Below are 14234 nucleotides of genomic sequence, written 5' to 3' on the forward strand. Positions count from 1 at the left end.
CGCCAAACCCCCGCGAGCGCTGCGCGCCGTACCCTCACCCCAACCCCTCTCCCGAGGGGAGAGGGGCTTTGGCGAGCTGCACTACGGCGCTACCACGCCGGTTGCACGGTGCGCCGACTACGCTGGCGCCCCCTGCGTTCTCCTGGTCGCCGCCATGCCGCTGATTCCATCGCCCGCGCCCGTCCCAGTCCTGCCCTTGCGCGACCGTGTGGTGCTGGTCACCGGCGGCGCCCAGGGCATCGGCCGCGGCGTGGTGCAGGCAGTGTTGGGCGCTGGCGGCAACGTCGTGTTCGGCGATCTCGACGCCGACGCCGGGCGGGCCTGCGTGACCGAGCTGGACGTCGGCGAACGCCTGCTGTTCCGTCGCGTCGACGTGGCCGCCGAAGCGAGCGTGCGCCGCTTCGTCGATGCCGCGCTGACCCGGTTCGGCCGCATCGATGGTCTGGTCAACAACGCCGGGATCGCCGATCCGCATACCGGCCCGCTGGCGCAATTGTCGCTGCGCGAATGGAACCGGCGGCTCGGGGCGAGCCTGGGCGGTGCGTTCCTGTGCAGCAAACATGCCCTGCCGGCGTTGCGCGACAGCCGCGGCGGCGGCGCCATCGTCAACATCGCCTCCACCCGCGCGCAGCAGTCAGAACCGGACACCGAGGCCTACGCCGCGTCCAAGGGCGGACTGGTGGCCTTCACTCATGCGCTGGCGATCAGCGCCGGGCCGGCGGTGCGGGTCAACTGCATCAGCCCCGGCTGGATCGCCACCGACGCCTGGCGCAAGCCGAATGCGCGGCGCACGCCCAAACTGTCGCGCCAGGACCATGCGCAGCACCCGGCCGGGCGGGTCGGTGAGCCGCCGGACATCGGCGCGCTGGCGGTCTATCTGTTGTCGGCGCAGGCCGGCTTCATCACCGGCCAGGAATTCGTGGTCGATGGCGGGATGACGCGCAAGATGCATTACGCCTGAGGGCGTGGGGATTGGGGAGTCGGGATTGGGGATTCGTTAAAGCGGGTGTTGCCTTACCTGACGGGCCACGTGCATAGCTGGCAGCAACCCGCCTTTGCCAATCCCCAATTCCGACTCCCCAATCCCGCGGCAATCAGCCGCCCACCATCGGCCGCAACTGCGGATCCAGCGCCACGCGCTCGTCGAAGACGAAGCAGCGGCCGTCGTAGCCTTCGCCCCCCACTTCCTCGAAGTAGCCGAGGATACCGCCGTCCAGCTGCAGCACGTTGTCCATGCCGTCGGCGCGCATCCACAGCGCGGCCTTCTCGCAGCGGATGCCACCGGTGCAGAAGCTGACCACGGTGGCGTCGGCCAGCGCCGCGCGATGCGGGGCCAGCGCTTCCGGCAGGTCGGTGAACTTGACGATCGGCAGGGTCAGCGCGCCGGCGAAGGTGCCGTAGGCCACTTCCTGCGCATTGCGCGTATCCAGCAGCACCACACGCCGGCCGGCGTCGTCGTGGCCCTGGCGCAGCCAGCGCTGCAGGGTGGCCGGCGCCACCGCCGGCGCGCGCGCCGCCTCCAGCGGCGAGGCGGCGTCGCGGCGGAAGCTGATGATCTCCGGCTTGACCTTGACCTTCAGCCGCGCGAACGGCTGCTGCGCACTGGTGCTGGTCTTGATGCGCAGATCGGCGAAGCGCGGGTCGGCGCGCAGCTGCGCGTAGAAGCCGTCGATCGCCGCCGGCGTGCCGGCCAGGAACAGGTTGATGCCCTCGCCCGCCACCAGCACCGTGCCGCGCAGGTCGCCGTCCTGCGCCCAGGCGTGCAATTGCGCGGCGAGCGCGTCGGGGTCGGCGATGGCGACGAAGTGGTAGGCGGCGGTGTTGGCGATCATCGGCGCATTTTAGAGCCTGCGACGCACGACCGCTGCAGCAGCACGGTCCGCGCCTCCCGCGCACCGGCGCTTCGGCGAAGCGCGTCGAGGCATACCCCCAAGCGCCAGCGTCGCCGCTAGCCGCGCAGCAACAGGAACGGCAGCAGCACCAGCGAGGCGACCAGCAGCATGCCCAGCAGCGTCGCCAGCACGAATAGCGGGCGCTGCCGCAGCAGGCGGGCGAAGGTCTCCGCGCTGCCGTCGCGCAGCGCCGCGGCACGCTCGGCGCGGGCGCGTTCGCCGCGCTGGGCCTGGTACTCGGCCAGCAGCGTCTTGGCCCGCGCCTGCTCGGCGTCCTCGCGCAACCAGATGCCACCGGCGGAGATGCCGAAGGTGCCGGCGCGGGTTTCGTAGTAGCCGATGCCGGCGGCGTCGAGCAGCGCGCAGACCTCGGCGCGTTCGTCGTCGGGCACGTGACGCAGATTGAGCAGCAGTTTGGCCATGCGCCGCATGATAGCCGCTGCGGCGATGCGCTACCCTTGCACGCCCTGCCCGCCGTGGACTTCCCGCATGCGCCGAATCCTGCTGCTGTTGAGCCTGTCGTTGCCGGCGTGGCTGCTGATTGGCTGCACCCCGCCGGGTCCGCCGCCCGGCGGCAGCATCGCCGCGTTCCAGGCCACCGACGAGCGCGTCGGCGACGGCGCCGAGGCCCGCCCCGGCAGCCGGGTCACCGTGCACTACACCGGCTGGCTGTACGACGAGCACGCCAAGGACAAGCGCGGCGAGAAGTTCGACGCCTCCGCCGACCACGGCCAGCCCTTCAGCTTCGTGCTCGGCGCCGGCCAGGTGATCCGCGGCTGGGACGAGGGCGTGGCCGGCATGCGCGTGGGCGGCAAACGCCTGCTGATGCTGCCGTCGGACTACGGCTACGGCGACAGCGGCGCCGGCGGGGTGATCCCGCCGGGCGCCTCGCTGGTGTTCGAGGTCGAACTGCTCGATGTCCAGCCGCGTTGAGTCGACTGCGCCGATGCCCGCCAGCAAGCACGCCGCGCCGGTGCGCGGCCGTCTCGCCATCGTCGGCGGCGGCCCGGCGGGGCTGATCGCCGCCGAGACCGCGCGCGCCGCCGGCGCCGAGATCGACCTGTACGAGGCCAAAGGCTCGGTGGGACGCAAGTTCCTGATCGCCGGCAAGGGCGGCCTCAACCTGACCCACTCCGATCCGTTCGAGCGCTTCGTCGCGCGCTATCGCGAGCGCGCGACGGCGGTCGGCGAGTGGCTGGCCGACTTCGATGCCGACGCGCTGCGCGCCTGGGCGCAGGCGCAGGGCGTGGAGACTTATGTGGGCAGCTCCGGCCGGGTGTTCCCGCTGGATCGCAAGGCCGCGCCGCTGCTGCGCGGCTGGGTGCGGCGGCTGAAGGACGCAGGCGTGCGCTTCCACGTGCAGCAGCGCTGGCTGGGCTGGGACGCGGACGGCGCGCTGCGTTTCGCCGGCGCCGACGGCGAGCAGCGCGTGCAGGCCGATGCCTGCGTGCTGGCGCTCGGTGGCGGCAGTTGGCCGCAACTCGGTTCCGACGGCGCCTGGCAGGACACGCTGCGCGCGCGCGGCGTGGAGGTGGCGCCGCTGCAGCCGGCCAACTGCGGCTTCGACGTGGACTGGAGCGCGCACTTCCGCGAACGCCACGCCGGCGCGCCGCTGAAGCCGGTGGTCGCGCATTGGCACGATGCGCAGGGCCAGGCACAGTCGCTGCAGGGCGAGTGCGTGGTCGGCGAGCACGGCATCGAAGGCAGCCTGATCTATGCGCTGGCCGCGGATCTGCGCGATTCCATCGCCGCACACGGCCCGGCCACGCTGTGGCTGGACCTGGCACCGGGCCGCGACCTGCCGCGGCTGCAGGCCGAACTGGGCAAGCCGCGCGGCGGCCGCAGCTTCGGCGAACACCTGCGCCGCCAGGCCGGCATCGACGGGGTCAAGGCGGCGCTGCTATTCGAGATCCTGGGCAAGCAGGCCGGCCAGGATCCGGCGCTGGCCGCGGCCACGCTCAAGCGCCTGCCGCTGACCCTGCTACGCCCGCGGCCACTGGCCGAGGCGATCAGCAGCGCCGGCGGCGTGCGCCTGGAAGCGCTGGATGCGCAGTTGATGCTGCGGGCGCTGCCCGGCACCTTCTGCGCCGGCGAAATGCTCGACTGGGAAGCGCCGACCGGCGGCTACCTGCTCACCGCGTGCTTCGCCAGCGGCGTGCGCGCCGGGCGCGGCGCGGTGGCCTGGCTGCAACGCGCCACGCGCTGAGCGGCGCCGGCACGCGACTGGCCGGAATGGCCAGTGACCTTCGGGCCTGTCGTCGTCGTGGCCGCACGACGTATTCCTGCACGGACGTGGCGACCGCGGCTGTCTCGCGGTTCCAGCTCACCTCCCGCCTGGAGCGACGCATGCGTCCATCGATCCTGTTCTGCGCACTTGGCCTGGCCGGCAACGTCGTGGCCGCGAGCGCCGCGCCCAGCACCAGCCCGAAGATCCGGCAGGTCGAGCAAGGCCTGTTGCCGGCCGTCGTCATCCAGAACCAGGCAGGCGCGCAACTGTCGCTGCGTGGCCAGATGGACGCGCTGCACGTCCCGGGCGTGGCGATCGCGGTGATCCGTCGCGGCCGCGTCGCCTGGGCCAAGGGCTATGGCGTCACCGCCACCGGTGGGACCGCGGTCGACGCCAGGACCCTGTTCCAGGCCGGCTCGGTGAGCAAGCCGGTGGCGGCGATGGCGGCCTTGTCCCTGGTCCAGGACGGACGCGTGGCGCTGGACGCCCCGGTCAATGCGCGACTGACCTCGTGGACCCTGCCCGATTCCGCCGACAGCCACGAGCATCCGGTGACCCTGCGTCAGTTGCTGTCGCACACCGCCGGCACCGGCGTGCACGGTTTCGATGGCTACGCCCGCGGCGCCGCCGTCCCCACCCTGCAGCAGGTGCTCGATGGCCAGGCGCCCGCGAACTCGGCGCCGGTGCGGGTGGAGGCGCCAGTCGGGGTGCGCTACCGCTATTCGGGCGGCGGCTACACGGTGATGCAGCAGTTGCTGATCGACGTCGGCGGGCAGGACTTTCCAACGCTGCTGCAGCAGCGCGTGCTGGCGCCGCTGCACATGCGCGCCAGCAGTTTCCGCCAACCGCTGCCCGCACGCGATCTGGCGCACGCTGCGCAACCGCACGATTCCAATGGCGCGCTGGTGGCAGGCGGTCCGCACACCTACCCGGAACTGGCCGCGGCCGGCCTGTGGACCAACGCGCAGGACCTGGCGCGCTATGCGATCGAACTGTGCGCTGCGCAGGCCGGCCGCGGCCGCGTGCTGTCCGCCGCCAGCGCCCGCGCCATGATGACCCCGGTGCGGGACGGCTACGGCCTGGGCCTGAACATCGGCGGCGCCAGCGCGCGCAAGTACGTCTATCACGACGGTTCCAACGCCGGCTACAAGGCCACGCTGGTGGTGTATCCGCAAGGATGCGATGGTGCCGTGGTGCTGAGTAACGGCGACCAGGGCTACCAGTTGGGTCTGGAGATCGTGCGCGCCGTCGCCGCGGCCTATGCCTGGCCGGACTTCCAGCCGATCCGGCGTACCGCCATCGCCGTGGACATCGCCGCGCAACGGCGCTTCGTCGGCAGCTTCGCCATCCCCGAGCTGGGCACGTTCCGGATCCGCGAAGCGCAGGACCGCCTGCTGGTGGAACTGCGCAAGGATCAGGCCTACCCACTGATTCCCGCGTCGGATCACGCGTTCTTCTTGAGCGCGCAGGACATCATCATCCGCTTCGATACGCCCGGCGATGCCGACCAGGGCACGCTCGACGCCGATGGCGGTCACTATCCGTTCCGGCGCGTGGCCGCGGACAGCGCACCGTAGCCAGCGCGGGCATCGCGCCGGCGGACCGCGCTCAGAGGGTTGCGATCTGCACCCGCGCCTGCGGATCCCGCTTGGCCACGTACATAGCCTCGTCGGCGCGCTGGGTGAGCAGCACCGGATCGAAACCGGGCCCGGCCTGCACGGCGATGCCGATGCTCGGCTGCAAGGGCAGGTGCCGACCACTGACCTCGCAGCCGTCAGCGCACGCCTCCATGATCCGCGCCGCGGCCGCCAGCACTTCGCGCCTGGCGTCGGCCAGGCCTTCCAGCAACACCACGAACTCGTCGCCGCCCAACCGTGCGATGCTGTCCTGCCCGCGCAGGCAACGTTGCAGCAGCCGCGCGAAGTGCACCAGCAGCGCATCGCCGACGTGATGGCCGAAACGGTCGTTGACGCTCTTGAAGTCGTTCAGATCCAGGAACATCACCGCCACCTGGCCCTGGCCACGGCGCTCGTTCATGCGCCGCCGCAGGGTCTGGTTCCAGGCCATGCGGTTCGGCAGCCCGGTCAGTTCGTCGCGCAGCGCGCGCTCTTCCAGCAGCCGCGCCAACCGGGTCTGCCCGGTGATGTCGCTGATCATCAGATGCAGGCCGATCCGCTGCGGCGCCAGCGCCACATCCGGGATGAGGCTGAAATGCATGATACGCAGGGCATCGGCGGCATCGCACAACTCCGCATCGAACTGCGCCGGCACGCCCTGCAATGCCGCCGGCAGATGCGGTTGCAGCAAGGCCAGTTGCTGCGGGTCCAGCACCTCGTGCAGGCGGCGGCCGACGATGCGCTCCGGCGCCAGCCCGAACCACGCCGCATACGGCCGGTTGACGAACTGGTAGCACAGGTCGTGGTCGAGGTAGGCGATCAGCGCTGGCGCGTTGTCGGCGATGGTGCGTAGCTGCGCTTCGCTGTCGCGCAGGCGGTGTTCGGCCAGGTGCTGCTCGGTGATGTCCTGGATATGGGTGACGAAGTGCAGCGGACGCTGCTGTTCGTCGCGCACCAGCGATACCGACAGGCGCGCACGCACGGTGTGGCCGTCGCGATGGCGATAACGCTTTTCGCTGCGGTAGTCGCTGCGGCGGCCGGCGGTCAACGCAGCCACCTGTTCCATGTCCTCGGCCAGGTCCTCGGGATGGGTCAAATCCTGGAAGCGCAGTTCCAGCAGCTCCGCGCGGCTGTAGCCGAGCATCGTGCACAAGGCGTCGTTGACGTCCAGCCAGTGCCCTTCCAGCGACACCAGCGCCATGCCGTGCGCGGCCGCCGAAAACGCGCCGGAGAAACGCTGCCCGGCCAGCAGCGCCGCATGCGACGCCGCGCGTTCGACGCTGACGTCGCGCATCACGCACACCGCGCCCAGGCTGCGCCCATCGCGGCCCTCCAGCCGTTCCGCATTGCACAGCACGCTGCGCGGCGGTTGTCCCTTGGCGGCGATCACCATTTCCGCATCGCGCACCGATTCGCCGCGCCAGGCACGGACCAGCGGCACCTCGTCACTGGTCAGCAGCCGCTGGCCGCTGGCGTCGAACAGGTCGAAGTACTTCGCCCACTGCTCGGGCGGCAAGGCGCGCGGATCGGCGCCGTGCCACTGCCGCGCCACCTGGTTGAACTCGCCCAGCGTGCCGTCGGCCTGGCACGACACCACGCCGTCGGGCATGGTTTCCAGCAGCAGGCTCAGCGTCTTGGCCTGGTCGTGGGCGATGCGCGCATCGCGGCGCGCCTCCAGATGCGCGGTGACCTGCCTGGCCAGGCGCTGCAGACCTTCGCGCTGGCGTGCGTCCAACTGCCGCGGACGGATGTCGATCACGCACAGAGTGCCGTAGCTGTAGCCCTGGTCGCCGATCAGCGGCATGCCGGCGTAGAAACGCAGGTGTGGCGCGCCGCACACCAGCGGGTTGCCGGCGAAACGCGGATCCAGCATGGCGTCCGGCACCTCGAGCAACTGCGGCTCCAGCAAGGCATAGGTGCAGAACGCCATCTCGCGCGGATACCCGGTGGTGCCGGCGGGCAGGCCGCAACTGGCCTTGAGCCATTGCCGGCGCTCGTCGATCAGCGAAATCAGCGCGATCGGCACCTCGCACAACTGGCTGGTCAGCCAGATCAGGTCGTCGAACGCAGGTTCCGGTGCAGTGTCCAGCATCCCCAGCTCGGCCAGCGCGCGCAGGCGCTCGGCTTCGTCGACGGGCAGCGGCGCGGGAACGACGTCGGGGACCGAGGGCTGATTCATGCGCGGCACGCTGAGAAGGAACCGGCACGATAACGGGCGGCGGCAGCGATGGCGAGCATGCGTGACCGATGCGGCGATGCAAAAAAGCGAACGCCCCGCCCCGCCGCCGTCACAACGCACCGGTTGTGGGATGCCTACCTCACAGCACCGCCAGCGCGGCGCGCTTCTCCATGAACACACAATCGAGGGCGATCCCGCTGGGATGCGGGTAGCTTCCCTCGCTTACCACGGCATAGCCCTGCGCAAGCTAGAACGCCACCGCATTCAGCGCCGCGGCGAGATGGATGCGCAGACACGGCGCCAAGCGCTGCTCCAGCGCCTGCAGCAGGCGCCGGCCGCAACCGCGCCGACGGCGCCTCGCTCATTGCGACTTGCTGTCGCGCAGGCGGCGGATCCGTTCCGGTGGCTGGAACGAATCGCTGCGCGCGTCGCCCCAGTAATCGTGGAAGACCGCATGGTCGGGGACCGTGCGCAGCAGTTCGCCCGGCTCCAGGTAGCGGTACAGCGAGGCCAGCGAGCGGATCTCCACCTGCGAGATGCGGCGCAGGATGTGCTCCGGCCCCAGTTGCGACGGATGCGTCAGCCCGGCGGCGCTGAGCAGTTCGCGCAGGGCCTTGAGCGTGTTGGCGTGGTAGTGCGCGACCCGGGTGGCCTTGTCGGTGGGGTCCAGGTGCTGCCAGCGACGGCGGTCCTGGGTGGCGATGCCAGTCGGGCAGCGGTCGCTGTGGCAGCTCAGCGACTGGATGCAGCCCAGCGCGAACATGAAGCCGCGCCCGGCGTTGCACCAGTCCGCGCCCAGCGCCAGGGTGCGCGCGATGTCGAAGGCGCTGGTGATCTTGCCGGCGGCGCCGAGCTTGATGCGCTCGCGGATGTCCAGCCCGACCAGGGTGTTGTGCACCAGCAGCAGGGCCTCGTGCATCGGCACGCCGACGTGGTCGATGAACTCCGCCGGCGCCGCGCCGGTGCCGCCCTCGGCGCCGTCGACGACGATGAAATCCGGGTACAGGCCGCTTTCCTGCATCGCCTTGGCGATGGCGAACCACTCCCAGGGGTGGCCGATGGCCAGCTTGAAACCGGTGGGCTTGCCGCCGGACAGTTCGCGCAGCCGCGCCACGAACTGCAGCAGCTCCAGCGGCGTGGAGAACGCCGAATGCCGCGACGGCGACACGCAGTCCTGGCCCATGGCGACGCCGCGGGTGGCGGCGATCTCGGCACTGACCTTGGCCGCCGGCAGCACGCCGCCGTGGCCCGGCTTGGCGCCCTGCGAGAGCTTGATCTCGATCATCTTGACCTGCTCCAGCGTGGCGTTGGCGACGAAGCGCTGCGGGTCGAAGCGCCCCTCCTCGTCGCGGCAGCCGAAGTAGCCCGAGCCGATCTCCCACACCAGGTCGCCGCCGCACTCGCGGTGGTAGGGCGAGATCGAGCCCTCGCCGGTGTCGTGGTAGAAGCCGCCCTGGCGCGCGCCGGCGTTGAGCGCGCGGATGGCGTTGGCCGACAGCGCGCCGAAGCTCATCGCCGAGATGTTGAACACGCTGGCCGCGTACGGCTGCGCGCAGCCGGCGCCGATGGTGACGCGGAAGTCGTGGTCGGCGATCTTGCAGGTGGCCAGCGAATGGTTGATCCATTCGTAGTCCGGTGCGTAGGTGCTGCGCTGGGTGCCGAACGGCACCACGTCCATCACGTTCTTGGCGCGCTGGTAGACCAGGGCGCGCTGCTGCCGCGAGAACGGCGCCTCCTCGATGTCGCTCTGCAGGAAGTACTGGCGCATCTCCGGGCCGACCGATTCCAGGCCGTAGCGGAAATGCGCCAGGATCGGATAATTGCGGCGCAGGGTGCTGCGGGTCTGCAGTAGGTCCACGGTGCCCAGCACCGCCAGCACCGCGAAGGCGGCCACGCCCCAGCCCCACAGCGGCCAGATCGCGCACAGGGCGATGGACAGCGCCAGCAGCACGCAGCTGGCGATATAGGCTAGGTAGCGGTGCATCGCGGTCCTCGCAGGCATAGTAAGCCGGCGAGTGTAGAGGGTGTCGCGCTCATGGCGTTGCAACCGTCATCGGGGCCGCTTGGCGCAGGTACAGCCAGCGCATGCCAATGCGCCGGTGACACCAGACGGTACGCGCGCCCGAGAACTGCGCTACAGCCGGTCGTCCACCGCCGCGCGCGGCCACACCGACTTGACGTCGTAGACCACCAGATCGGGTGTGCCGAGGGCACGGATCTGCGCCGCGTCCAGGTCGCGGTAGGCCGCGTGCGCCACCGCCAGCACCACCGCGTCGTAGCGGCCGGGCACCGGCTCGGGCAGCAGGTCCACGCCATGCGCCTGCGCCGCCTGCGGGTCGGCCCAGGGATCGCAGGCGTCGACGCGAGCGCCGGCCGCGGCCAACGCCTGCACCAGCTCCAGCGCGCGGCTGTTGCGCAGGTCCGGGCAGTTCTCCTTGAAGGTGACGCCGAGCACCAGCACGGACGCATCGGCCATCGCCACGCCCTTGCCGGCCAGCAGCGCCTGCACCCGCGCAGCGACGTGCGCGCCGACCCGGTTGTTGACCTGGCGCGCGGTGTGGATCAGGTCCGGGTGGTAGCCCACGCTCTCGGACTTGTGCAGCAGGTAGTACGGATCCACGCCGATGCAGTGGCCGCCGACCAGGCCGGGCCGGAACGGCAGGAAGTTCCACTTGGTGCCGGCCGCGTCCAGCACGTCCTGGGTATCGATGCCGAGGCGGTCGAAGATGAGGGCGAGTTCGTTGACCAGGGCGATGTTAACGTCGCGCTGGATGTTCTCGACCACCTTGGCCGCCTCGGCCACGCGGATCGACGGCGCGCGCCAGGTGCCGGCGGCGATGATGCCGGCATACAGCGCGTCCACCGCATCGGCGGCGGCCGGGTTCGAGCCCGAGGTGATCTTGCGGATGTCGGCCAGGCGCCGCTGGCGGTCCCCGGGATTGACCCGCTCCGGGCTGTAGCCGCAATGGAAGTCGACGTCGCAGCGCAATCCCGAGCCCTGCTCCAGCAGCGGCACGCAGACTTCCTCGGTGGTGCCCGGGTAGACGGTGGATTCGTAGATCACCAGGTCGCCGCGCTTGAGCACGCCGGCCAGCAACTCGCTGGCCTGGCGCAGCGGCTGCAGGTCGGGCTGCTCGTGCGCGTCGATCGGGGTCGGCACGGTGACGATGTACACGTTGCGGTCGCGCAGCGCCGCCGCGTCGTCGCTGTAGCGCAGGTGCACGCCGGCGCGCAGTTCCTCGGCCTCCAGTTCCAGGGTCTGGTCGTGCCCGTCGCGCAGTTGCGCCACGCGCTGCGCATCGATGTCGTAGCCGAGCGTGTCGTGGCGAGCGCCGAACGCCACCGCCAGCGGCAGGCCCACATAGCCGAGGCCGATCACGGCGATGCGCGGCGGCGCGGAGTCGAGCACGGGAGCAACGGGCATGCCAGTCCTTTGCGGGCACCAGCGGCGGCGGCCGTCGGCGCGTGAGGGGAAAACGGGGTGCCCGCGGACGCGGACCTCGTGCATGGTAAGCCGCTGCAGCGGCGCGGACCAGATGGCTCGGCGGAACGCCAGGGTCGCAGATGCGCGCCTCGCATTCACACGCCGCGTCGGCCTCCTTCACAACGCTGCGTGTGAAAGTCGGCGTCCAACATCACGCTTTGTGGCCGTGTGAGCGCGCGTCTTGTCATCCACACCACATGAGCACCACCTCACCTTTACGCGCCGCGGCCTAGGGTGATGGAACGGTGGCTGCCAGGGGGGCACCCTCCGCCTCCCTCTTTCCTCTCACTCAAGGAGAACTCGCGTGAGTCACGCTCCGAGCCTGCTCGTGGATGTCGAAGCCGAATTGGCGCACTGGAAGGCGCTGCACGCGGCGGGCAAACTGGGGTCGCAGTCGTTCAGCGAACATGCGCGCCTGATCAAGATGGCCTGCGATGTGTTCCTGCAGTTGCCGCGCGAATCCAACGACGTGCGATTGCAGCGCCTGCGTCAGCGCTACGACGCCGAACACCCCTGGCCGCGCATCGCCTGGAGCGATGCCGAAACCCTGGTCGTCGCCTGCTGGGCGCGCCTGGACGGATCCGAGCAGCACGACCGCCATCCGGATCCGGCGCCCACCCCCGCCTGATTCAGGAGGTTCGTCATGTCCCCGCCCGCCAACCGCGACAACGCCCACGATTCCCAACAACGCAGGCACACGCCGGACAAGATCCACAACGACGACGCGCAGTGGAAGGATCGCGACCAACCCGACAGCGACCCCAAGCGCGACCACGCCGATCCCGAACACGACTATCCGCGGCCGGACGGCAGCGAGTAAGCAGGCCACCACCCCCGCTGCGGCAGCGTACCGTTGCCGCAGCAGCACTCCTCTCGCATCCTCACACCCCCGCGGCCATCAGCGCAGGCTCGATCCGCGCACGATGCAGCGGCCACTGAGCACCACCTTGCGGGTCGGCTGCGTCGGCGCGTTCATCCGCTCCAGCAGCAGCGACATCGCGGTGCGGCCCATCTCTTCCACCGGCTGTTCGATCACGGTGATGCCGGGTTCGACCAGATCGGTCCAGCTTTCGTTGTCGAAGCCGGCCAGCGCCAGATCCTGCGGAATGCGCAGGCCGGCGCCGCGCGCGGCCTTCAGCGCGCCCATCAGCAGCAGGCTGTTGCTGGCCACCAGCGCGTCCGGTCGCGGCGTCTGCGCCAGCCAGGCCTGGACCTCGGCGATCGCCGCCTCCGCGCTCGGTGCCACCTCGCGGTAATCCGGCGTCAGCCCGTGCCCGCGCATCGCCTCCAGATAGCCGTCGCGGCGCTCGGCGGCAGTGCTGCTGGTCTTGCCGAACAGGCCGCCGATGCGGCGCACGCCGCGGCCGACCAGATGATCGACCAGCGCCGCCATCGCCGCGGCGTTGTCCAGCACCACGCTGTCGTGCGTGCCGCTCTTGCCGGCGCGGTCCAGCAGCACCACCGGATGATCGAAGCTCAACTTGCCCAGTTGGCTCTGGGTGGTGCGGGTGGGAGCGAAGATCAGCCCGCTGACCCGCTCTTCCTGCATCAGTTGCAGATACAGCGCCTCGCGCTGCGGATCCTCGTCGGTATTGCACAGGATCACGCGCATGCCGGCGCGGTAGGCCACGTCCTCGACTGCGCGAATGGCCGCGGTGAAGAACGGATTGCGGATGTCGGCGACGATCAGGCCGACCACCCCGGAGTGCTGCGAGCGGAGCCGCCGCGCCATCAGGTTGGGACGGTAGCCGGTCTCGCGCACCGCCGCTTCCACCCGTGCCCGCACCTCCTCGCTGACCGGGCCGTGGCCCAGTGCCCGCGACACCGTCGAGGTCGAGACGCCGGCGACGCGCGCCACGTCGTGGATGCTGACGCTCACTGGCAACGTTCCCGCTTCTTTTCCATGTCGACCCCCTGTCGTGTGGCGCCACCGGATAGTAGCACCAGGCTTTTCCGAAAGAATTGTGCACTGCACATTGACGATTTACTGGGAACGTTCCCACACTGCGCCCACTCGCCGCCCACCCTCAAGGATTCCGCGTGTCCCAGACGCCCGCCTCCCCCCTGGTTTCCAGCGACCTGGTCCGGGTCGATGTCCAGGCCCGCGACAAGGCCGACGCAATCGCCCAGGCGGCGCAGTTGCTGGTCGCCGCCGGCTGCGTGCCGCCGGCCTACGAGGCCAGCATGCTGCGCCGCGAAGCGCTGGCCAACACCTTCCTGGGGCATGGCGTGGCGATCCCGCACTGCACCGGCGAGGACCGCCACCTGGTACGCCGCGACGGCATCGCGGTGCTGCAGCTGCGCGACGGCGTGGAGTGGAACCCGGGCCAGACCACGCACCTGGTGGTCGCCATCGCCGCCCAGTCCGACACCCACATCACCGTGCTGCGGCGCCTGACCCGGCTGATCCAGGATCCGCCCAAGCTGGAGGCGCTGTTCGCCAGCGACGACCCGCAGGCGATCGTCGCCGCCCTGAGCGAGGATGCGGCCGCCACCGCGCCCGCCGCCCCGGCCAGCGACCTGGCCGAGCGCTTCGACTGGACCGTGCGCTACCCCACCGGGCTGCACGCGCGCCCGGCCACGCGCTGGGTGGAAACCGCGCGCGGCTTCGCCGCCCGCATCCAGGTGCGCGCCGGCGACCAGGTCGGCGACGCCAAGAACCTGGTGTCGCTGCTGCAACTGGGCCTGCACGCCGGCGACACCGTGACCATTTCGGCCGAAGGCCAGGACGCCGCCGCGGCGCTGGCGCGGCTGCGCAGCGTGATCGACGGCCTGACCGCGCAGGAGCAGGCCGACGCCGACGCCGCCGCGCAACGTCGCGCCGCGCCGGTTGCCG

13 protein-coding genes are annotated in these 14234 nt (G+C 70.8%); 7 read left to right on the forward strand and 6 right to left on the reverse strand.

The genetic code is table 11. The features are described from left to right. Nucleotides 1-154 precede the first annotated feature (154 nt). Nucleotides 155-961 (forward strand): glucose 1-dehydrogenase, encoded by an 807-nt coding sequence (locus D183_RS0123045; protein ID WP_026144770.1) that lies wholly within the window; start codon nucleotides 155-157, stop codon nucleotides 959-961. Nucleotides 962-1094: 133 nt separating this feature from the next. Here the strand turns inward: D183_RS0123045 and D183_RS0123050 are convergent, their stop codons facing one another. Further along, entirely contained in the window at nucleotides 1095-1832 is a 738-nt protein-coding gene (locus D183_RS0123050; protein WP_017911082.1) for a sulfurtransferase, read from the reverse strand. Between the two features lie 116 nt (nucleotides 1833-1948). Continuing rightward, on the reverse strand, nucleotides 1949-2314 hold the full coding sequence (locus tag D183_RS0123055; protein WP_026144771.1) for a DUF6164 family protein: 366 nt from the start codon (nucleotides 2312-2314) through the stop codon (nucleotides 1949-1951). Between the two features lie 67 nt (nucleotides 2315-2381). On the opposite strand from D183_RS0123055, the gene D183_RS0123060 reads away from it, so the two are divergent. From D183_RS0123060 to D183_RS0123070, 3 genes are all read left to right on the forward strand, one after another. Continuing rightward, nucleotides 2382-2825 carry an FKBP-type peptidyl-prolyl cis-trans isomerase gene (locus D183_RS0123060; protein WP_017911084.1) on the forward strand — a complete coding sequence of 148 codons (444 nt, stop codon included), beginning with the start codon at nucleotides 2382-2384 and terminating at the stop codon, nucleotides 2823-2825. 13 nt (nucleotides 2826-2838) lie between these two features. Continuing rightward, entirely contained in the window at nucleotides 2839-4098 is a 1260-nt protein-coding gene (locus D183_RS0123065; RefSeq protein ID WP_017911085.1) for a TIGR03862 family flavoprotein, read from the forward strand. Between the two features lie 140 nt (nucleotides 4099-4238). Continuing rightward, a complete protein-coding gene (locus D183_RS0123070; protein ID WP_017911086.1) occupies nucleotides 4239-5696 on the forward strand; it encodes a serine hydrolase domain-containing protein in 1458 nt (485 codons plus the stop codon). 31 nt (nucleotides 5697-5727) lie between these two features. On the opposite strand, the gene D183_RS0123075 is transcribed toward D183_RS0123070, so the two are convergent. The 3 genes from D183_RS0123075 to D183_RS0123085 form a co-directional block, all read right to left on the reverse strand. Further along, nucleotides 5728-7914 carry a diguanylate cyclase domain-containing protein gene (locus D183_RS0123075; protein ID WP_017911087.1) on the reverse strand — a complete coding sequence of 729 codons (2187 nt, stop codon included), beginning with the start codon at nucleotides 7912-7914 and terminating at the stop codon, nucleotides 5728-5730. Between the two features lie 361 nt (nucleotides 7915-8275). Beyond that, nucleotides 8276-9898 (reverse strand): FMN-binding glutamate synthase family protein, encoded by a 1623-nt coding sequence (locus D183_RS0123080; RefSeq protein WP_017911088.1) that lies wholly within the window; start codon nucleotides 9896-9898, stop codon nucleotides 8276-8278. Between the two features lie 150 nt (nucleotides 9899-10048). Further along, on the reverse strand, nucleotides 10049-11338 hold the full coding sequence (locus D183_RS0123085; RefSeq protein ID WP_039729525.1) for a nucleotide sugar dehydrogenase: 1290 nt from the start codon (nucleotides 11336-11338) through the stop codon (nucleotides 10049-10051). A gap of 364 nt (nucleotides 11339-11702) precedes the next feature. Here D183_RS0123085 and D183_RS0123090 point away from each other — a divergent pair, with 364 nt between their 5' ends. Together D183_RS0123090 and D183_RS27850 are read left to right on the forward strand one after the other, a co-directional pair. After that, nucleotides 11703-12026 carry a hypothetical protein gene (locus D183_RS0123090; protein ID WP_017911090.1) on the forward strand — a complete coding sequence of 108 codons (324 nt, stop codon included), beginning with the start codon at nucleotides 11703-11705 and terminating at the stop codon, nucleotides 12024-12026. Nucleotides 12027-12041: 15 nt separating this feature from the next. Continuing rightward, nucleotides 12042-12218 carry a hypothetical protein gene (locus D183_RS27850; RefSeq protein WP_017911091.1) on the forward strand — a complete coding sequence of 59 codons (177 nt, stop codon included), beginning with the start codon at nucleotides 12042-12044 and terminating at the stop codon, nucleotides 12216-12218. A 78-nt stretch (nucleotides 12219-12296) separates the two neighbouring features. Here the strand turns inward: D183_RS27850 and D183_RS0123100 are convergent, their stop codons facing one another. Next, nucleotides 12297-13277 carry a LacI family DNA-binding transcriptional regulator gene (locus D183_RS0123100; RefSeq protein WP_017911092.1) on the reverse strand — a complete coding sequence of 327 codons (981 nt, stop codon included), beginning with the start codon at nucleotides 13275-13277 and terminating at the stop codon, nucleotides 12297-12299. 161 nt (nucleotides 13278-13438) lie between these two features. Between D183_RS0123100 and D183_RS25765 the strand changes: the two genes are divergently transcribed. After that, nucleotides 13439-14234, forward strand: a 796-nt coding sequence (locus D183_RS25765) for an HPr family phosphocarrier protein (protein WP_039729528.1), incomplete at its 3' end; no start/stop codon positions are given.

The sequence above is a fragment of the Xanthomonas sp. SHU 199 genome, from assembly GCF_000364665.1.
Lineage (GTDB): Bacteria > Pseudomonadota > Gammaproteobacteria > Xanthomonadales > Xanthomonadaceae > Xanthomonas_A > Xanthomonas_A sontii.

What these genes read in the sequence shown, in the direction of transcription:
- D183_RS0123075 (WP_017911087.1), bottom strand. Translation starts at nt 7,914, where the DNA reads ATGAATCAGCCCTCGGTCCCCGACGTCGTTCCCGCGCCGCTGCCCGTC.
- D183_RS0123045 (WP_026144770.1), top strand. Translation starts at nt 155, where the DNA reads ATGCCGCTGATTCCATCGCCCGCGCCCGTCCCAGTCCTGCCCTTGCGC.
- D183_RS0123065 (WP_017911085.1), top strand. Translation starts at nt 2,839, where the DNA reads ATGCCCGCCAGCAAGCACGCCGCGCCGGTGCGCGGCCGTCTCGCCATC.
- D183_RS0123070 (WP_017911086.1), top strand. Translation starts at nt 4,239, where the DNA reads ATGCGTCCATCGATCCTGTTCTGCGCACTTGGCCTGGCCGGCAACGTC.
- D183_RS0123080 (WP_017911088.1), bottom strand. Translation starts at nt 9,898, where the DNA reads ATGCACCGCTACCTAGCCTATATCGCCAGCTGCGTGCTGCTGGCGCTG.
- D183_RS0123055 (WP_026144771.1), bottom strand. Translation starts at nt 2,314, where the DNA reads ATGGCCAAACTGCTGCTCAATCTGCGTCACGTGCCCGACGACGAACGC.
- D183_RS27850 (WP_017911091.1), top strand. Translation starts at nt 12,042, where the DNA reads ATGTCCCCGCCCGCCAACCGCGACAACGCCCACGATTCCCAACAACGC.
- D183_RS0123060 (WP_017911084.1), top strand. Translation starts at nt 2,382, where the DNA reads ATGCGCCGAATCCTGCTGCTGTTGAGCCTGTCGTTGCCGGCGTGGCTG.
- D183_RS0123050 (WP_017911082.1), bottom strand. Translation starts at nt 1,832, where the DNA reads ATGATCGCCAACACCGCCGCCTACCACTTCGTCGCCATCGCCGACCCC.
- D183_RS0123085 (WP_039729525.1), bottom strand. Translation starts at nt 11,338, where the DNA reads ATGCCCGTTGCTCCCGTGCTCGACTCCGCGCCGCCGCGCATCGCCGTG.